The organism is Micromonospora noduli, from assembly GCF_003264365.1.
Classification (GTDB): domain Bacteria; phylum Actinomycetota; class Actinomycetes; order Mycobacteriales; family Micromonosporaceae; genus Micromonospora; species Micromonospora noduli.
In genome coordinates this window covers 47,913-65,715 of the sequence record NZ_PYAK01000005.1, presented here as the reverse complement: position 1 = coordinate 65,715, position 17,803 = coordinate 47,913, and the positions used below count along the sequence as shown (strand labels likewise).

Annotated in this window: 15 protein-coding genes; 6 read left to right on the top strand and 9 right to left on the bottom strand. The window is 70.8% G+C overall.

The window, feature by feature from the left end:
• The first annotated feature begins 7 nt into the window (after positions 1–7).
• A complete protein-coding gene (locus GUI43_RS05680) occupies positions 8–1,381 on the top strand; it encodes an N-acetylmuramoyl-L-alanine amidase (protein ID WP_112698224.1) in 1,374 nt (457 codons plus the stop codon).
• A 23-nt stretch (positions 1,382–1,404) separates the two neighbouring features.
• Here GUI43_RS05680 and GUI43_RS05675 read toward each other — a convergent pair whose 3' ends face one another.
• The 3 genes from GUI43_RS05675 to GUI43_RS05665 are packed head-to-tail and all read right to left on the bottom strand — an operon-like array spanning position 1,405 to position 5,143.
• Positions 1,405–1,983, bottom strand: a complete 579-nt coding sequence (locus GUI43_RS05675; RefSeq protein ID WP_112585380.1) for a TetR/AcrR family transcriptional regulator — start codon at positions 1,981–1,983, stop codon at positions 1,405–1,407.
• A gap of 53 nt (positions 1,984–2,036) precedes the next feature.
• Positions 2,037–2,702, bottom strand: coding sequence for a hypothetical protein (locus tag GUI43_RS05670; RefSeq protein ID WP_112698223.1), 666 nt, complete (start codon positions 2,700–2,702; stop codon positions 2,037–2,039).
• A complete protein-coding gene (locus GUI43_RS05665) occupies positions 2,699–5,143 on the bottom strand; it encodes a PEP/pyruvate-binding domain-containing protein (protein WP_112698222.1) in 2,445 nt (814 codons plus the stop codon). The genes GUI43_RS05670 and GUI43_RS05665 overlap by 4 nt, the downstream gene beginning before the upstream one ends.
• 122 nt (positions 5,144–5,265) lie before the next feature.
• On the opposite strand from GUI43_RS05665, the gene GUI43_RS05660 reads away from it, so the two are divergent.
• The 3 genes from GUI43_RS05660 to GUI43_RS05650 all read left to right on the top strand — a co-directional run bounded on the left by GUI43_RS05660 (position 5,266) and on the right by GUI43_RS05650 (position 9,402).
• Positions 5,266–5,925 (top strand): M23 family metallopeptidase, encoded by a 660-nt coding sequence (locus GUI43_RS05660; RefSeq protein WP_112698221.1) that lies wholly within the window; start codon positions 5,266–5,268, stop codon positions 5,923–5,925.
• Positions 5,926–5,999: 74 nt separating this feature from the next.
• The gene (locus GUI43_RS05655) at positions 6,000–6,230 is read left to right on the top strand and encodes a DUF2188 domain-containing protein (protein ID WP_091401205.1); all 231 of its coding nucleotides are present in this window, start codon (positions 6,000–6,002) and stop codon (positions 6,228–6,230) included.
• Positions 6,231–6,447: 217 nt separating this feature from the next.
• Positions 6,448–9,402: a fibronectin type III domain-containing protein gene (locus GUI43_RS05650; RefSeq protein WP_211326648.1), complete on the top strand. Its 2,955-nt coding sequence runs from the start codon at positions 6,448–6,450 to the stop codon at positions 9,400–9,402.
• Between the two features lie 159 nt (positions 9,403–9,561).
• Here GUI43_RS05650 and GUI43_RS05645 read toward each other — a convergent pair whose 3' ends face one another.
• The 4 genes from GUI43_RS05645 to GUI43_RS05630 all read right to left on the bottom strand — a co-directional run bounded on the left by GUI43_RS05645 (position 9,562) and on the right by GUI43_RS05630 (position 13,773).
• A complete protein-coding gene (locus GUI43_RS05645; RefSeq protein WP_112698219.1) occupies positions 9,562–10,554 on the bottom strand; it encodes a COG1361 family protein in 993 nt (330 codons plus the stop codon).
• A 16-nt stretch (positions 10,555–10,570) separates the two neighbouring features.
• Positions 10,571–11,116, bottom strand: a complete 546-nt coding sequence (locus GUI43_RS05640; RefSeq protein WP_112585392.1) for a hypothetical protein — start codon at positions 11,114–11,116, stop codon at positions 10,571–10,573.
• 202 nt (positions 11,117–11,318) lie between these two features.
• Positions 11,319–12,341, bottom strand: a complete 1,023-nt coding sequence (locus GUI43_RS05635; RefSeq protein WP_112698218.1) for a DUF4331 family protein — start codon at positions 12,339–12,341, stop codon at positions 11,319–11,321.
• 172 nt (positions 12,342–12,513) lie between these two features.
• Positions 12,514–13,773, bottom strand: a complete 1,260-nt coding sequence (locus GUI43_RS05630; protein WP_112698217.1) for a glycoside hydrolase family 16 protein — start codon at positions 13,771–13,773, stop codon at positions 12,514–12,516.
• 132 nt (positions 13,774–13,905) lie between these two features.
• Here GUI43_RS05630 and GUI43_RS33745 point away from each other — a divergent pair, with 132 nt between their 5' ends.
• A complete protein-coding gene (locus tag GUI43_RS33745) occupies positions 13,906–14,079 on the top strand; it encodes a hypothetical protein (protein WP_170158683.1) in 174 nt (57 codons plus the stop codon).
• Positions 14,080–14,150: 71 nt separating this feature from the next.
• Positions 14,151–14,549 (top strand): hypothetical protein, encoded by a 399-nt coding sequence (locus GUI43_RS05625; RefSeq protein WP_112585399.1) that lies wholly within the window; start codon positions 14,151–14,153, stop codon positions 14,547–14,549.
• 9 nt (positions 14,550–14,558) lie between these two features.
• On the opposite strand, the gene GUI43_RS05620 is transcribed toward GUI43_RS05625, so the two are convergent.
• Entirely contained in the window at positions 14,559–16,025 is a 1,467-nt protein-coding gene (locus GUI43_RS05620) for an aminotransferase class V-fold PLP-dependent enzyme (protein WP_112698216.1), read from the bottom strand.
• A complete protein-coding gene (locus GUI43_RS05615; protein ID WP_112698215.1) occupies positions 16,015–17,700 on the bottom strand; it encodes an ABC transporter ATP-binding protein/permease in 1,686 nt (561 codons plus the stop codon). The genes GUI43_RS05620 and GUI43_RS05615 overlap by 11 nt, the downstream gene beginning before the upstream one ends.
• Between the last annotated feature and the right edge of the window lie 103 nt (positions 17,701–17,803).

Below are 17,803 nucleotides of genomic sequence, written 5' to 3'. Positions count from 1 at the left end.
AGGGCTCATGTCCGTTCGCACCTTCCACGGAGGCCGGCTCCTGCTCGCCCTGACCACCGCCCTGGCCGGAGTCGTCGCGGTCGTGTCACCGGCTGTCGCCGACCCCGGCGGTACGCCGCCGCCGGCCGCCCCGCTGGCCGTCGCGTTCGACACCGCCGCCGCGCGGTACGACGTGCCACGCGACCTGCTGGTGGCGCTGGGGTACGCCGAGTCGCGGCTGGACATGCACGCCCGCACACCAAGCGCGGCAGGCGGTCACGGGCTGATGCACCTGGCGAGCACCCCCGGCGTGCGCACCCTGGACGAGGCTGCCGCGCTCACCCGGCTCAGTCCGGCCGCGCTGCGGACCGAACCCGCGGCGAACGTGCTCGGGGCGGCGGCCGTGCTGCGCTCGTACGCCGATCAGGCCGGCCTCACCGCCGCGACGCGCGACGACGTGAACGGTTGGTACGGAGCGGTCGCCCGGTACGGCGGCGCCACCGAGGCGTCGGTCGCGCGGCTCTACGCCGACACCGTCTACGACCTGCTGCGGACCGGGTTCACCGGGCGCGGCGAGGCGGTGGCCGGGCGACCGGTCGCGCCCCGGCGGGGTGGCCTGGAGCGGGCCACCGTGCTCGGCGGGATCGGCACCCTGAGTACCGACTACGGGCCGGCCGCGTGGGCGCCGGCCAGCACGAGCAACTACACGGTGGCCAGTCGACCGGGCAGCCACCCGGTCACCCGCATCGTCATCCACATGACGCAGGGCTCGTACGCCGGCGCTGTCAGCTGGTTCCAGAACCCGGCCGCGCAGGCCAGCGCGCACTACACCTTCCGCTCCTCCGACGGGGCCGTCACCCAGTCGGTGCGGGAGAAGGACATCGCCTGGCACGCCGGCAACTGGACCTACAACACCGAGTCGATCGGCATCGAGCACGAGGGGTTCGTCGACAACCCCGCCTGGTTCACCGACGCGATGTACCGCGCCTCGGCCGCGCTCACCCGCAACCTCGCCACGAAGTACGGCATACCCAGGGACCGGGCGCACATCATCGCCCACCGTGAGGTGCCCGGTGCCACCCACACCGACCCGGGCCCGAACTGGAACTGGACCTACTACATGCAGTTGGTGAACGGGATCACCGGCATTGGCTCCGGCACGGTCAACACCGAGGCGTCCAGCCTCAACGTGCGCTCCGGCCCCGGCGCCAGCTATCCGGTCGTCGGGTCGGTCGCCGACGGCGCCACCGTCGCCGTCTACTGCCAGGCCGTCGGCAGCACGGTCACCGGCCCGTACGGCACGACTGCCGTGTGGAACCGGATCGGCACCAACCGCTACGTCTCGGACGCCTTCGTGCTGACCGGCTACGACGGGTACATCCCGAACGTGCCGCGCTGCTGAGGGCGCGGTACGACCACGACCGCTCAGGCGGCCGCCGACGAGCCGAAGAGCAGGTCCAGCTGGGCGTCCAGCGCGCCCAGCGCCTGCTCGGCGGTGTACTGCCCGCCCAGCAGGTAGACGCCCAACCCCTCCATCAACGCGAGCAGGCCGGCCCCCTCGGCGGTGTCTCCGCTGGGCAGGACGCTGGCGATGAAGCTGGTCAGCTGCATGGTGTCGGCACGCAGGCCGGTCGCGGACGCCGGTCGTACCGCGGTGTAGGCGAGGAATGCCAGTGCCACCCGCCCGTCGTCACGGGTGCGGTCGTCGAGCGGCAACAGCGCCGCGATCATTGTGCGCAGCAGCAGCCGGGGGGCGGGGTTCTCGCCCAGCCGCGCCAGGGCCTCGGTGACCCGGGCCTGGCCACGCTCGCGGACCACCGCCATCGCGAACGCCATCATCTCGTCCTTGGTCCGGAAGTAGTGCTGGACCATCCCGGCGGACACGCCGGCCGCGGCAGCCACGTGTCGGAGGCTGACGGCCTCCAGGCCCTGATCCGCGGCGACCCGCATCAGCGCGTCCGCGATGAGGGTGCGTCGCTCCTGGTGATCGACCTTCTTGGGCATGGCCTCGATCGTTTCACAGTGGGTGGCCCGGAGACTCCGCCAGCGCGGCGCGGTCACCGGCTGACGGTCTGGTTCACCGGAGTGCCCCGCGCGCTGCGCAGCAGGCCGTCCGGGTCGTCGGCGTACAGTCGCAGCTCGTTGACCGGCGTGGACCCGGCCTTCGGCAGGTCGAAGGTCAGTGGCCGACGCAGCAGGACGTCGATGCTGGTCTGGCTGCCGACCGAGATGGACACCACCCGGCGGTCGCCCTCCTGCTCGACCTGCACCGATCTGCTCGACGGCAGCGATCGGTAGCGCTTGCGCAGCGCCTCGACGTCCGTCCACGGGATCCAGATGTCGACGCCCCAGCTGAGCCGCACCCGCAGGCCCCGGTCGCCCACGACGTGGGGGTGGATCGTCATGCTGGCGAACAGGCCGATCATCCAGAGCAGACCCCAGATGCCGAGGCCCAGCACGATCCAGCGGGCGGGCCGCCACGGCACCACGTGGGTGACCACCACGTCGAAGATCGGGATCTCCACGACCGACAGGCCGATGAAGATGCCCAGGATCGGCTTGACCACGCCGAGGTAGCCGAACGGCTCGTCGCCGGGCCCCAGCGGCAGTGGACGACGCCGCGCCCACACGTACAGGCTGCGCCACGTCGCGGCCTCGGCCTCGGCCGCCCGACGCAGCAGCGGGCCCACTCGCGCCCTGGTCGGTGTCTTCGTGTCGGTCATTGTCGTCCTTCATGCTCGGGGGCCGACGGTTCGTGCAGCGTGACGGTTCCGGCGCTGCCGTCCACTGTGACGAGCTGCCCGGTGGTGATGGTCCGGGTGGCGTCCGGCACGCAGATGACGGCGGGAATGCCGTACTCACGGGCCACCGTCGGGCCGTGCGCCATGATCGCGCCGGTCTCGGTGACCAGCGCCGCCGCGGTGAGGAACAGCGGGGTCCAGCCAGGGTCCGTGGTCGCGGCCACCAGGACTTCGCCGGGCTCGACGTGGGCGGTGCCCGGGTCGTGCACCACCCGGGCGGGGCCGGTCACCCGGCCCGCCGACGCACCCACTCCGGCGAGCGTCCCGTCGCCCGTCGATGCCGCCGGCAGGACGGTCTCCACATCCGTACCGTCGGAGAGCAGTGCCACCGGGACCGTCCGACGCCGCAGCTCCCGGCGGTGCACGGCCCGTCGGGCGGTGACGGTGCCGCGCAGATCAACACCCTGGTGTACGACTGTGTGTACCTCGTCGAGGGTCAGGAACATGATGTCGTCGGGCTGGTCCAGCGACCCGCGGGCGTGCAGATCGGCGCCGATGAGCAGCAGTTGGCGACGGGTCTCGCGCAGCGGGTACAGCCCGGCGAACTTGCCGGCCTCACGCAGGCCGGCCAACGACCGCGCCCGGCGCAACAGGAAACCGGCGATCCTGCCCCGGACCGGCCGTCGGCGGCGAGCTCGGGTGACCAGTTCCTCCAGCGTTGTCTCGGCCGCCGAGGCGGCCCGCTGAAAGCGCTGGTCGGGACCCTGTTGCGGGTCGGTGACCCGCAGGTAGTTGGCGACCGCGGCGAAGACCGGCGTGGGGTCCTCCGCCCAGCGCGGCACCCCGAGGTCGACTTCGGCGACGCCCCGGTGCCCGTAGACGTCCAGGAAGGCCGCCATGCCGATGTCGGGCAGCGTCCCGCGCAGGTGGCGTGCGGCCAACTCGGCCGGCGGGGTGTCGAGGAGGAGTTGGCGGTGCTCGCCCACGCCCTGGGCGAGCCGCCACAGGGCCAGGTCCATCTCGATGGTGACGTTGTGCGGCATGCCGCCGAGCACGGTGTGGATCTCGTCCGGGCCGGCGACGCCCTTGAGCAGCGCGGTCGGCAGGGCGGCGGCGAGCATCCCGGCGACGATCGGCCACATGATCGCGTCGGCGCTGTCATCGGCGGCGTCGTCGTCCTGCGCCTGCACGAAGCGCAGCCGGTCCGCGGTGGTACGCAGGTCGGCGGGGGCGGCCGAACGTACCCGCAGCTGCTCGATCGCCTCGAACATCCGGGTCCGCGTCGCCTCGGGACGGGCCAGCGCCCGCAGGATCCCCACCACCGCGCGGCGGGCCGTCCGCAGCGAAGTGGCCCCCGGTGCCCCACCGCGCCGGGCGCCGCCGCTGGTCGGGGCGAACCGGGGATCGGCCAGCACGTGCTGCATCACCGCCTGGGCGCGCGGCCCGAAGTCGACAGCCAAAAGCTTCACCAGTCTCTTGCGGGACGACCGGTCGCGCGCGAGGTCGGTCAGATCGCCGTAGAGGCGGCCGCCGATGTCGACGATCTCGACCCGCACCCCGAGCGCGGCGAGCATCGCGGCGATCTGCGTCCGCAGGGTCGACATGCCCATCGGGGTCACCGGTTGCAGCATGCCCTGGACGTGCCCGAACTCCAGGTAGACGCGGGGGAGGGGCTTCTCGCTGAGCGGCGGGGCGGGGAACAGGCTGGTGATCGGCCGGGACTGGAGGAGCCACAGGACGTCGTCAGCGTCGATGGCCCACTCGACATCCTGCGGGCAGCCGAAGTGGGCCTGCAACCGCTCGCCGGTGGCGCGGAGGCGGGCCAGCTGCGTGGACGTCAGGCATCCGGCCTCGGTGCGCGTGACGTCGTCGAGGATGTAGTGGTCGACGGCTGCCGCGCCGTCCACCACTGTCGTGCCGAGGCCGGCAGCGGCGTCGACGGCCATCTCGTCGCGGCGCCCGGTCAGCGGGTTCGCGGTGAACAGCACTCCGGCCACCGTGGGTGCAACCATGCGCTGCACGACGACGGCCATCCGCACCGTTTGGTGATCGATGCCCCGGGCGTCGCGGTAGGCGGTCGCGCGGTCGCCGTGCAGCGATGCCCAGCATTTCTCGATGGCGGCGATCAGATCGGCGGTGCCGGTGACGTCGAGGACGGTGTCCTGCTGCCCGGCGAAGCTCGCGTCCGGCAGGTCCTCGGCTGTGGCGCTGGAGCGCACCGCCACCGGGCCCGCGCCGAGCCGCTGGTACGCGGCGACGACCTCGGCCGTGGGGACGACGCCGAGCCGGTGTGCCTCGGTGGTCACGCAGAAACCGTCGGGGACCCGCTCGCCGTGCCGGATCAGCTCGCCCAGCCCGGCCGCCTTGCCGCCGACCAGGGCGGCCATCTCGGCGGTCACCTCGGACAACACGATCACGTGCATGGCAGCCCACTCTCGTTGCAATACAACTGCATTGCATCTGACGATATCCCCTTTGCGATGCGACTGCAATGTCACCGCTGCGGGTGCGCCACCTCGGGATCGGAACGTTGCCGGGATCTGCCATGCTCGGACCGGTGACGACCGGCCGCCCGACCAGAGCCCGTTCCCACCGCCACCCTCGAAGCCGCGCCATCCGGGTCCTCCTCGCGCTCGTCGCGGCGGCGGCCGTTCTGGGTGTCGCGGTGGTCGCGGTGCCGATGCTGCGACCGGCTGGGCCGCGCCCGCTCTTCCAGATGCCGGTGACCTGCGGCGAGACGTGGCAGCTCAGCACCTACCCCGGTCACGACGACTACGACGTCGATTTCTTCCCGACCGAGGGCGAGACGTGGGGGCGGCCGGTGCTCGCCTCGTACGCCGGCACGGTCACCGTGGCGGGCATCAACGGCTCGTTGGGTGGTCGGAACCCGGAGAACCCGGATGGCCCACGGGGGCGCGGTGGCGGCTACTGGGTGAAGATCGACCACGGCGGCAAGTGGGAGACGCAGTACCTGCACATGCTCGAACCGCCACTGGTGACGGTCGGTCAGAAGGTGGCCCAGGGTGACCAGATCGGGCGGCTCGGCAGCACCGGCAACTCCGGAGCCCCGCACCTGCACTACGAGCAGCGCCGCGGCTGGGAGAAGGTCGAGACCCACTTCGACGGCACGCCGTCGGGCATCACCACCGACGAACGCGAACAGATCCTGCGGCGGGTGAGCAACAACTGCCCGGCCGTCTCCTGAGGACCGCAGTTTGCCCGGCGCGGCTCGGGGGCACTGATTCGGGGGACAGCGCAGACGCAGGGGAGGAGCCGGTCATGGCCAAGGGTGACGTCGACACGTACCACGAGGACGGGCAGTGGAAGAACAAGCCGGAGGGCCAGGAGCGGGCCAGCAGTACGCATGACGTGAAGGCCGACGCGCAGGCCCAGGGCCGCGAGATGGCGGCCGACCGCGGCGTCGAGCACGTGATCAAGAAGCAGGACGGCACGATCGGGGAGAAGAACACCTACCCCCGCAGCCGTGACCCCCGGGACATCGAGGGCTGACAGCTTCCAGTCTCAGCGGAACCGGCCTCCTCGGCGTGATCGAGGGGGCCGGTCCGCTTTTGCACGGTCGAGTATCGCGCCGGCTTTGTGACCGTACGAGAAATATGGGCGTTTTGGGGGGATATAGTCCAGATCGGGACTGGAGTGAACGCTGGGAGTGGGCATGTCGTTTCGGGGCCGGCGTCGGCCGATCAGGAGCGCAGCGCTGGTGGCGGCCGTGATTGCAGGGGCTTTCGCGGTCGCGCCGCTCCCCGCGTGGGCGGCCGGGTCCGTGCTGTTCGACCAGCCCTTCCACAACAACACCCCGGACGGTGTCGGCGCGGTGACGGTGCCCGGCGTGCCAGCCGCGACCGCGACCAACGTCGCCTGCCTGAGCGCCGCGGGCAACTCGACCATCAGCCCGCTGCTGAGCTGCCCGACGGCAACCGATCCGCAGGGCTCGGGCAAGCTGCGCCTCACCCCGGCCGTCGCGAACCGGCAGGGCGGCGTGTTCGGTGCGGTGAGCGTGCCCACCTCCCAGGGACTGCACGTCACCTTCAACACCTATCAGTACGGCGGCATCAGCACCGGAGCGGACGGCCTGGCGTTCGCGCTGGCCGCTGTCGACCCCGCCAACCCGCGGTCCCCGTCGGTGATCGGCCAGTCGGGCGGATCGCTGGGCTACTCGGCGGCGTTCAACGGCGGCTCGGTGGGACTGTCCAATGGTTACCTGGGCATCGGCCTGGACGTCTTCGGCAACTTCAGCAACAGCCTCTACCAGGGCACTGGTTGTACGAATCCGCCCTACATCTCGACCACGAACACGCGGGTCCCCGGCCAGGTGGTGATCCGTGGGCCGGGCCGCAACGGAGGCGGCTACTGCGCGATCAACAGCACCGCCACCAGTACGTCGTCGGCCGCGCTGCCGTTGCGGGCCACCACCCGCGCCGCGTCCGTGGTGCCGGTGGAAGTCGTCATCAACACCACCTCGTCCCCATTCAGCACCGACACCGGCATCACCACCCCGGCAGGTCAGTACCGGGTCAGGTTCACCCCGGTCGGCGGGGCAGCACGCACGTTGGCGGGCGCGCTCCCGGTGGTGTCGCCGAGCCTGTACCCGTCACCGACCTGGTTGAACGCCAACGGCTACCCACGGCAACTCGCGTTCGGCTGGGTGGGCTCGACCGGCTCGGTCACCGACTTCCACGAGATCGACAACGCCCGTGCGGTCAGCTTCAACCCGGTGCCGGACCTGAACGTGTCGCAGACCAGCGCTGTCGGGGCCACCCCCCAGCCCGGTGATCCGGTCACCTACTCGATCACCGCCGGGGTCGATGCCGGGGCCACCGAGACAGCACCGATCTCGGTCACCCAGACCGTGCCCACCGGTGTCGTGCCGCGCGGTGCGTTCGGCTCCGGCTGGGTGTGTGCCGCCCCGTCCGGGCAGACCATCACCTGTACGAACAGCAACGGCCCGTTCGCCGGAGGAACGTCCCTGCCGCCGATCACGGTCGTGGCGACCGTCACCGGCACCGGGGTGACGCCGGCGCTGATCCAGACAGCGACGGTGGCGACCTCGTCGTCGATCGACGCGAACCCGGGTTACACCAGCTTCACCACGCCCGTCGCGCCAGCCACCGCACCGAGCGGCGTCACCGTCACGCCGGCGGAGAGCTCGATCTCCGGGGGCATCGCGGTCACCGTCGGCGGCAGCAATCTCACCGGCGCGACCGCGATCACCATCGGTACGGCCGCCGAGCAGCAGGCCGGTACCTCGGTGGTGCTGTTGCCGTGCAGCTCCGGCCCGGCGGCCGGCTGCTTCACAGTGAACCCGAACGGCACGCTCGGCATCTCGGCCATGCCCGCCCGGTCCAGCCCGGCGACGGTCACGGTCAGCGTCGTCACCCGAGGCTCCACGGGATCGGCGAACTACATCTACGCGTCCGCGCCGGGCACCCCGGCCACACCCACCGCCACCGCGGGCGTCACCAGCGCCACAGTGAGCTGGACCGCGCCGGTGAACAACGGCAGCCCGATCGCCGGCTACCTGATCACCCCGATCCGGGACGGCGTCACCCAACCGATCCTCACCTTCGACGCCTCTACCACCAGCCGCACCCTGACCGGGCTGACCGCGGGCTCGTCGTACGCCTTCCGGGTGGCGGCGGTGAACGCCTACGGCACCGGCGCGGCCAGCCCATCCTCAGCGGCGGTGGTCCCGTACACAGTGCCGGAGGCGCCGGCGAACGCCTCGGCCACCGCGGGGACCAACGCCGCCACGGTGAGCTGGACGGCCCCGGCCAACGGGGGGTCGCCGATCACCGGTTACACAGTGACGCCCTACCTCGGTGCCACGGCGCAGACCCCTCAGGTCTTCATCGGGACCGCCACGACCCAGGTCGTCACCGGGCTGACGGCCGGCGCGACGTACACCTTCCGGGTGGCCGCGACGAACGCCGCCGGGACCGGCCCACAGTCGGCCCCCTCCGGGCCAGTGACGGTCAACGCGTCGCCGACGCTGACCTTCCCACCGCCCCCGCCCGGCAAGGCGTACGACCCGTACCAGTACCAGCTGACGGTGACCGGCGGCACGGGTCCGTTCACCTGGTCGGTCAGCGCCGGGAGCCTGCCCGCCGGGCTGACCCTCGATCCGGTGACCGGCCTGCTCTCCGGCACGCCCACAGTGTCCGGGACGTTCCCGTTCACCGTCCGGGTGACGGACTCGTTCGACCAGTCCGCGACCCGACCGGTCGACCTGGTCATCACCCCGCTCGGTGGGCTCTCCATCAGCGTTCCGGCGATCTCGGCGCTCGGCACCGTCACCTCGGGCACGACCGGCGTCTCGGGCCAACTCGGACCGGTGACCGTCACCGACGACCGCGGGCCGTTCTCCGGTAACTGGGTCAGCGTCGTCACCAGCACCAACTTCACCACGGGTTCCGGCTCGGGTGGCGAGACCATCCCCAACAGCAACATCACGTACGCCTCCGGGCCTGCCCTTGGCAGCACCGGGGTCGGATCCTTCGTCCCGCAGCCCGGAGCGGTGTTGAACACCCCGCGTACGGCCGCCGGGTGGTCCGGCCAGACGGGAGGCCCGAACTCCGCCACCTGGAACCCGACACTGTTGGTGACCCTTCCGTCCGGGGTGGTGGTCGGCGACTACGTGGCGGTCGTGACGCACTCCGTCATCTAGACGAGTAAGTCCCAACTCTGGGGCCTGCGGAACCTCCTGCATGCGCGTTGGCGGCTCGGCATGCCGATGTGCTGTTGAGCGGTATACCTCAGAGTCATATTCATACCTCTGAGGTATACCGCTCAATACCGCATCCGCCCCGACGGTGGCGACTGACGGTCACCGCCGACCGGCGACTGCGCCCACAGCCCGGCGGACGAGATACCAGCCACCGAGGGTGACCAGCACCAGCAGCGCGATGCCGCTCAGCGTGTACACCAGCCAACTCGGCCCGCCGGACGCCGTGACCGTCATCGGCGCCGCGACGGGCAGGACGATCTTCCCGGTCGCGGTGCGCTCCACGGTGCCGCTGGCGAGCTTCGCGTGCACGTCCCAGGCCCCGGCGGGCAGGGCCTGGTCGACCTCGATCCGAACCTGACCGCTCTGGCCGGGCAGGATCGTCACGCCGTTCGTCACCTTGAACGGGCCGGCCTGGACCGCCGCCTTGGTCAGCGACAGGGTGCCGGTCATGTCCAGTGCGCGTTCGCCGGTGTTGGTGACCTTCGCGGTGACCACGGGGAACTCACCGGTGCCGGGCTCCGCGGCAAGCCCCTCGATCCGGAAGTCCGTGGGCGGCTCACCGCCCGGGCCGACGTCGAGGTAGACCCGGATGCCGACCCGGTGGATCTGGGTGACGTTGCCGGTGCGCCCTGTCGCGCTGGTGACCTGAGCCCAGATCGCGGCGTACCGCTCGCCCTTCGACGCCTTCCTCGGCACGGCGACCTCGACCTCGACAGGTCGTCGCTCGCCCGGGTCCAGCTCCATCGTGGCGGTCTTCAGCCGGATCCACCCGCTCAGTTCGTTGCCCGTACGCCCCTCGGGCACGGTGAAGGCGTTGTTCTCGACCGAAGCGGCACCGGAATAGAATTCGATCTTCTGCGTCTCGCCCGAGGTGTTCTGCACCTCGACCCGGCGGTCGATCGTTGCCCCGGGCTTCAGGTGGTCCACGATGTAGACCTGGGCGCGGGGGTCCTGCACGCGGCTGGCCGGGATGTCCAGCATCCGGATGCTGATCGCGGCTTCCTCGGCCGGGTCCTGTCGCAGCTCCCGCACGGCAACGGCTGGTGCCGCCGAAACCCCGAGCGCCACGAGGGCGACCGAGGCCAGCAGCACCAGCCGGCCGAGCGGCTCAGAACACCGAATGTGTCACCGTCCCCGTGTAGGCACCCTGGACGGTGCCGTCGGGCACGTTCACCACCAGAGTGGGGTTCCAGGTGGCGAAGTTGTTGCCGGTGCCGCCGGTGTGGCTCATCGCCGTCTGGGGAACGTTGATGATCACCTGCTGGGCGGAGGTCGGCTGACCGGGTGTGAAGGTGCCGCCACCGGCGGTCGCCGTGGCAGGACCGGACCAGTACAGGACGTTGAGGTTGGGGATCGTCTCCCCCGAGCTGCCGCCGCCGGTGACGAAGTCGGTGGAGATGACGTTGGCGGTCCAGTTGGGGGTGAGCGACCCGCGCTGGTCCAGCACGGTGACCGGGCCGAGCAGACCTGAGATGGTCGTGCCCTCCACGCCGCTGCCGATGTTCGCCGTCGCCGGCACCGTGATCGACAGACCACCGGCGGCGTTGACGGTGAGGGTCACGATCGTGTCGCCCGTCGTGTCCGCTGAGGCCGGTCCGGCGAGCGCGACGACGGCGGCTACGCCTGCCAAGCCCGCGAGAATCTTTCTACGCATCGAGTCTCCTTCTCTCCTAAAGAACCCTTAGAGCACTTAAGAGACTAACTACGCAAAACGCCCAGAACGGATGGAATGGCACGAGCGTCACCCTGTGGTCGTGCGCGATCCCGGATGGTCGGGACCACCGCTCGTGGCCGTCGCGGAGGGCGCGCACGGCAAGGGCTCGGCTCCGTGTCGGCAGCCGAGCCCGGCGAGAGTTTCAGGCCGCGACCACGTACGGGAACGTGGCGGAACGGGCGGCCTTGGTGACCTCCGAGGTGAGGCCCGCCGTGGTCCCGGTGTTGAGGACCAGGGAGAACATCACCTCGGGCACGTTGTCGGCCAGGGTGCGCCCGTTGCGGACCGCGAAGCCGAAGTTCGCGGCCGTGCCGACCTTGTACGAGAGCAGGTTGGGGTAGAGCTGCCGGGCGACGCTCCAGCCGTACGCCTGCGGGTCCGGTGCGGTGCCGTTCGCCTTGACCACCCCGGCGACCGCGTTCGCGATCTCCTCCCCGCCCTCGGTGAGGTCGTTGCTGGGGTGCCGAAAGTTGGCGGGGTCGGAGAAGTCGGTGTCGTGGGGCCAGAAGATCGGCCACATCATGGGGTAGCCGGCGCGGTTGATCTGGCGCCATCCGCCGGCGTCGGTGGCCAGCATGGTGCGACACCACACGCCGATCTCGGTGCCGTCGCGCAGCAGTGGCTCGTCGTGGGAGACCTCGAGGACGATCGACTCGACTGTGGTGCCGGCGAAGCTGTTCTTGGCCTGGTCGGCCCGCCACGCCGAGCGGTCCACAGGCGAACCGTTCTTGACCGCGCCGTTGATGGTGGCGAGTTCGTCGAGGTCAATGAAGAAGGGGTCGGTGATCCGGCCGGCCCAGATCCGGACGTTGCCGCCGGTCGTCACCTCGCCGGTTCGCCCCTCGGCGATGGGGGTGCCCATCGCGGCGTCGTCACGGGCGTCCGCTCCGGTGAGTTCGTACAACTGGAGGGCCTGCCGGGCGTCGCCGTCCAGCTCGCCGAAGGCGAACCGGTAGGTCAGGTCCTCCACCTCGGCGCCGTTGATGTGAATCTTGATCTCGTAACGCGCCTCGGCGTGGAAGCCGCGCTTGATGTCGGCCTTGGTCACCGAGCTGTTGACGTCCATGACGAACACCGTGGCGCGGTCGCCGTTGAAGACGTACAGGTCGTCGATGTACAGCTGGCCGCCCTGGGCGGCCAGGGGCGTATCGAGGTGGTGCGACATGAGCTCACTCCCGGAACTGCCGGATTCTGGACTAATCCGAACATAGTGGGCATAAGCCTGACCTCCCCGCCCATCGAGTTAATCCGGTTCCAGGAGGTGGGCGGGGCTCCAACGGCGTGGGCCGCCCGAGTTCTCCTCGGACGGCCCACGCCTTCGCGCTCGGGTGATCAGATCAGATGCGAGACCACTTCTGGTTGGCGGCGCCGAGGCAGTCCCACAGGTGCAGCTTGCCGCCGTTGTTGGGGTTGGCCTCCCGTACGTCCACGCACTTGTTGGCGTTGAGGTTGACCAGGTCGCCGGAGGCGTTGAGGGTGAAGCGTTGCGCGGTGTTGCCGTTGCAACTGACCAGGTTGACCTCGGTGCCGTTGGCGGTGCCAGCCCAGGCCGGGTCCATGCATTTGCCCATCGCGCGGAGGGTCCCGTCGGAGGCGAAGGTCCAGCTCTGGGCCGCCGTGGTGTTGCAGTCCCAGATCTGGAGTTTGGCGCCCTCGACCGGGTTGGCGCCGGGGATGTCGATGCAGCGACCGCTCTGCGCACCCCGGATCCGGTTGGTGCCGGGAGTCGGGTCGCCCCCGCCGCCCGAGGTGTAGCTGGACACCCGGACGTAGTCGACGAGCATCTGCTGCGGGAACTGGGTCGAGCCGTCCGGGTAACCGGGCCAGTTACCACCGACCGCCACGTTGAGGATCATGAAGAAGGGGTGGTCGAACACCCAGCGGTTGCCGCCGAGCCGAGCGGGATCGACCCGGTGGTACTGCACCCCGTCGACGTACCAGGTGATGACGTTCGGCTCCCAGTCCACCCGGTAGGTGTGGAAGGTGTCGGCGAGCGGCGCGCCAAGGGTGCGGCTGCCCGTGATGCCGCCGCCGCCGGAGTAGCCGGGCCCGTGCACCGTGCCGTAGACGGTGTTGGGCTCCCGACCGATGTTCTCCATGACGTCGATCTCGCCGGCGTCGGGCCACCCGCCGCCGGTGCCGAGCATCCAGAAGGCCGGCCAGATGCCCTGACCACGCGGGATCTTGATCCGGGCCTCGAACCGCCCGTACGTCTGGGTGAAGGTGGCCGCCGTCAGCAACCGCGCCGACGTGTACTCGCAGCGCCCGTAGTGGCACTGGTAGTTGGCGGGATTGTCCCGGCGGGCGGTGATGACCAGGTTGCCCTGGCCGTCGTGGACGGCGTTGCTGGTGCTGTTCGTGTAGTACTGCCGCTCGTTGTTGCCCCAGCCGCCACCGCCGATGTCGAACCGCCACTTGTTCTGGTCGACGGGCGTGCCGGCGGGGGAGTTGAACTCGTCCTGCCAGCTGATGGGGCCGATGGCGGCCTCGGCCCGGTCGGGGTGCGCCGGGACGACGAGCGCCGTCGCGGTCGCGACGAGGGCGGCCGCCAGGAGTACGAGGGGGCGGAAGCGGAGGCTGGGCCGGGCTGTGAACACGGGAGGCTCCTCAGCTTGGGGGTGGTGGAGGCGGTTTACCAGGATAGAGAGCGCTCTCTAAAGCGAAGCATGTCGATATCGTGTCTTTCTGTCAAGAGTGTTTCCAATATCACGACCGTCCGTTACCGCCCGATGCTGAGCAGTGAGCGCGGAGCGCCGACGCCGGTCGTCGCCGTCGCATTGCTCGATGCCTCCGAGATGGACGACGCCGACCCATCGAAAGAGTTCGGCGCGGTCGAGCGTTACTCGATAGCGGTCGAATCGACCCTTCCTATTGCCGTGGGACGTCCACGCGGGACAGGATGACGAGGCGTGCCGGAAACTTTCCCGTAACCTGCGCGCTGCTGGTCTCTGTCACAAGGAAGTGGGAGTCAGTCATGAGCGAGGCGTCGACGGCGCTGGGTGTGCGCCTCTACCCGGATCTGGTCGAGCGGGGTGGCCTGGCCCCCGCGCTGATCGAAACTGCTGCCCGCCACGGGCTCGACGTCGGCCGGGTGACCGCGCCGGAGCAGGGGCGGGCCCGGTTCACCTGCGCCGAGCTGCACTCCGACGAGGGCGTGGTCTGCGTGGGGCTGGGGTCGCAGGCCCGGTACTTCATGATTGACCTGCGCGTCTCGGGAGAGGTTCTTGCCCGCGGTGACGTCATGGACCTGGTGCAGGTCGCCCAGGTGGCCGCAGCCTGGCGGGCCGGCCTGACGTTCGCCGAGCTGACCGCCCGGTTCCCGTTCATGGAGGAGATCAAGCACCGCCCGGCGCCGGTGGCCCAGGTCAGCTAGTCGGGCAGGTCAGCAGCGCAGCCGAGGTGGCAGAGGTGACTCCGCACCGGCACTCCGGTTGAGGTAGGTCGACTGGACGAAGTCGACGAGGCGCTCCGCGTCGGTCGCAATCGAGGCCAGGCCGAACGAGACGCGGACCGCGCCGCCCGTCGGTAGCCCCAGCGCGGCAAGGTACTGGTCGATCGTGTCGACGCCCGCCAACAGCCGCTGCCGCATCGACGTCCGGCTCATCCCGAACGCGCCCTCGGCCGCGCCCGGGTTGCAGAAACAGCCGGTACGCAGGGAGAGCCCGGCCGTTGCCGCCTCCCGCGCCACGAGCCGTTCGTCGACCAGCGTGCCGTCCGGGTGGCGGAGGTTGAAGGTCACCGTGCCACCGCGCCCCGCACCCGTCGTCGGCCCGTACACCTGGACCAGCGGCCCGCCGGTGTCGTGCCGCAGGGTGGCCAGCCGCTCCAGCAGCCACTCGGTGAGCAGGCCGACCCGGGAGTGGACGAGGTCCACGCCGACCGAGTCGAGCCAGCGCAACCCGAACTCCACGTCCGGAATGCTCAGGAAGTTGAGCGTGCCGTCCTCGAACGCCGACTCGTCGTCCATCGGCCGGTGCCAGTCGCCCTGCACGCTCACCGCGCGGATCGTGCCGCCGGCGAACCACGGCCGACGCAACCGGACCAGCGCCGAACGGCGAGCCAGCAGCGCGCCGACCCCGGTGGGGTAGCCGAAGAGCTTGTACCAGCTCAGGCAGACGAAATCCGGCCGGACGACGCTGAGGTCCAGCCGGTTCGTCGGCGCGAAGGCGGCCGCGTCGAGCAGCACGTCGTAGCCGCGCTGGTGGGCCAGCTCCACCCAGCGCAGCGGGTGCTGCACCCCGGAGAAGTTGCTCTGCGCCGGAAAGGCGAACAGCCCGCGCCGACCGGGCCGACCCCACCGACGGGCCAGGCTGCCTCGGCCAGCGTCCAGCGCCGCGACCAGGTCCGACTCGGCGACCCGCAGCTCCGGCCCGTTCAGCGGCAGATAGCGTACGGACGCGCGAGCCGACCGCGCGTACTCGCGGATGCCGTTGACCGAGTTGTGGTTGTCCCAGGTGAGCACGAGCGGCGCGGACCGGCCGAAGTCGTACGCCTCACCGACCAGCCGGCAGGCGCCGCTGGCGTTCGGGGTGAAGATGACCGCGTACTCGTCCGGGTCGGCGCGGAAGAAGCCGAGCACCGCGCGTCGCGCCGACTCCACCAGTGAGCCCGCCGCCACGCTCGTGGGGTTCTCCGAGTGGGGGTTGCTGTACAGGCCGGCGAGCAACCGGTCGTGGTGGGCGCGAACCTGCGCCTGGGCGGCCACCCCGGCTCCGGCGTAGTCGAGGTACACCTGCCCGTCGGTGTCCAGGTGTCGGTACTCGGTGGCGCGCAGCTCGTCGATCCGGCCGGTGGCGGCGTATCCCGGCAGCGCCGCGGGGGAGGCGTGCGGCGTCGGGTCAGGACGCACGACGGGGATCCCGTCGGAGCAGGACCGCCCAGGCCGCGCCCAGGAAGAGCAGCACGAAACCGCCGAGCACCAGCCAGTCGACCCACACCGGCCGGGAGAAGCTGTCGCCGTACGTGGCCAGCAGCGGCGGGCCGAGCGGAGAGCCTCCGTCGCGCCAGAGCCGCTCCACCCCGGCGGTGTGCCCCAGGCCCTCGAACGCCCACCGGTTCGACATCGCGTAGCTGAGACACTGACCGCCGACCGCCATGGCCGGCACCGGCAGGATCGCGCCGACGAACAGCACCTGTGGGAAGCAGAGCATCGGCAGCATGAGCGTCGCCTGGGCCGCGTCGGACACGGCCGCCGAGCAGAGCAGACCGAGGGCGAGCGCCGCCGCCGAGGAGAGCAGCAGGGTCGCGTACAGGGCCGCGAAGTCGGCGCCGCCGACCGGCGGCAGCCGGTCCATGCCGCGCAGCACCCCGAGCAGGGCCAGGTCCACCAGGGCGAGCAGCGGCAGCAGCACCGCGACCTTCGCCAACAGGTACGGGATCAGCCGGACACCGGCGAGCCGCTCCCGGCGCAGGATCGGCAGCTCGGTGCAGATCTGGAGGAGCCCGTAGGTCAGCCCGAAGAAGAAGCCGCCGAACGCGATCCAGAACAGGATCATCACGGTCACCGTCGGGCTGGGTCTGGTCGGCTCGAACGCCCCCGGCCGGAACAGCAGCGCGAACATGCCGAGCACCATCAGCGGCGAGCCGAGCAGGATCGCCAGGGTCAGCCGGTTGCGGGCGACGATCTCCGTGTTGCGCGCGGTGAGGACCGCCCACTGACGCAGCCGGCCGACGCGCCGGGCCGGCGTCGCGGCGACGTCGGCGTCGTCGGTGGTTCGGGGCGGCTGTTCGGCAGGGCGCTGCTCGGCGAAGCGATCGGGCCACTCGGCGGGTTGCGTCACTTCGTCGAGCCGGAGGTGGACCTCGACCAGGGACCGCAGGCCGAAGAAATCCCGGGCGGCGGCCGGGGTGCCGGTGAACGCCAGCCGGCCCTGACGGGTCAGCACGACGACCCGGTCGCAATGGTCCACGTCGGTGATCTGGTGAGTGGTCAGCACGACGGTGGCACCTGTGTCGGCGAGCGCGCGAAGCACCCGGAGCAGCTCCACGGCGATCGCCGGGTCCAATCCGGAGGTGGGCTCGTCCAGGAAGAACACGCCGGGTCGGGTGAGCAGCTCGACGGCGATGCTGGCGCGCTTGCGTTCACCGCCGCTGAGCAGGCCGACCGGCGTGGCGGCCCGGTCGGTGAGTCGCAGCTCGGCGAGCACCTCCGCGACCCGGTCACTGATCTCGGCCGGCCCGGTGCTGGAGGGCAGGCGTAGTCGGGCGGCGTACCGCAGCGTGCGGGCCAGGGGCAGCTCGCGGTGGATGATGTCGTCCTGCGGAACGACACCGATGGTGCCGGCAGCGGCACTGCCGTCGTACGTCACGGTGCCCGCCGCCGGTCGCTGTACCCCGGCGAGGATCTCCAGCAGGGTGGTCTTACCGGCGCCGCTGGCGCCGATGATCGCGACCAGCTCGCCCGGCGCGATGCTCAGGGAGATGTCGGTCAGAATCTGGCGACCGCTCCGGACGCTCTGGCCCAGCCCCTGAGCGGCGATGCCGACACCGGCACGCGGGGGAGACGTGGTCTGCTCGGTCGTCATGTCGAGTGCTCGATCCGGTCGGGGAGTGGTCCGCCTGAATATCGTGCCTCGCCGATGCTACTGAGCGGCCGCGCAGTGCGCCCAGAGTGGACGGTCAGCGACC

What these genes read in the sequence shown, in the direction of transcription:
- GUI43_RS05680 (WP_112698224.1), top strand. Translation starts at nt 8, where the DNA reads ATGTCCGTTCGCACCTTCCACGGAGGCCGGCTCCTGCTCGCCCTGACC.
- GUI43_RS05675 (WP_112585380.1), bottom strand. Translation starts at nt 1,983, where the DNA reads ATGCCCAAGAAGGTCGATCACCAGGAGCGACGCACCCTCATCGCGGAC.
- GUI43_RS05670 (WP_112698223.1), bottom strand. Translation starts at nt 2,702, where the DNA reads ATGACCGACACGAAGACACCGACCAGGGCGCGAGTGGGCCCGCTGCTG.
- GUI43_RS05665 (WP_112698222.1), bottom strand. Translation starts at nt 5,143, where the DNA reads ATGCACGTGATCGTGTTGTCCGAGGTGACCGCCGAGATGGCCGCCCTG.
- GUI43_RS05660 (WP_112698221.1), top strand. Translation starts at nt 5,266, where the DNA reads ATGCTCGGACCGGTGACGACCGGCCGCCCGACCAGAGCCCGTTCCCAC.
- GUI43_RS05655 (WP_091401205.1), top strand. Translation starts at nt 6,000, where the DNA reads ATGGCCAAGGGTGACGTCGACACGTACCACGAGGACGGGCAGTGGAAG.
- GUI43_RS05640 (WP_112585392.1), bottom strand. Translation starts at nt 11,116, where the DNA reads ATGCGTAGAAAGATTCTCGCGGGCTTGGCAGGCGTAGCCGCCGTCGTC.
- GUI43_RS05635 (WP_112698218.1), bottom strand. Translation starts at nt 12,341, where the DNA reads ATGTCGCACCACCTCGATACGCCCCTGGCCGCCCAGGGCGGCCAGCTG.
- GUI43_RS33745 (WP_170158683.1), top strand. Translation starts at nt 13,906, where the DNA reads ATGCTGAGCAGTGAGCGCGGAGCGCCGACGCCGGTCGTCGCCGTCGCA.
- GUI43_RS05625 (WP_112585399.1), top strand. Translation starts at nt 14,151, where the DNA reads ATGAGCGAGGCGTCGACGGCGCTGGGTGTGCGCCTCTACCCGGATCTG.
- GUI43_RS05615 (WP_112698215.1), bottom strand. Translation starts at nt 17,700, where the DNA reads ATGACGACCGAGCAGACCACGTCTCCCCCGCGTGCCGGTGTCGGCATC.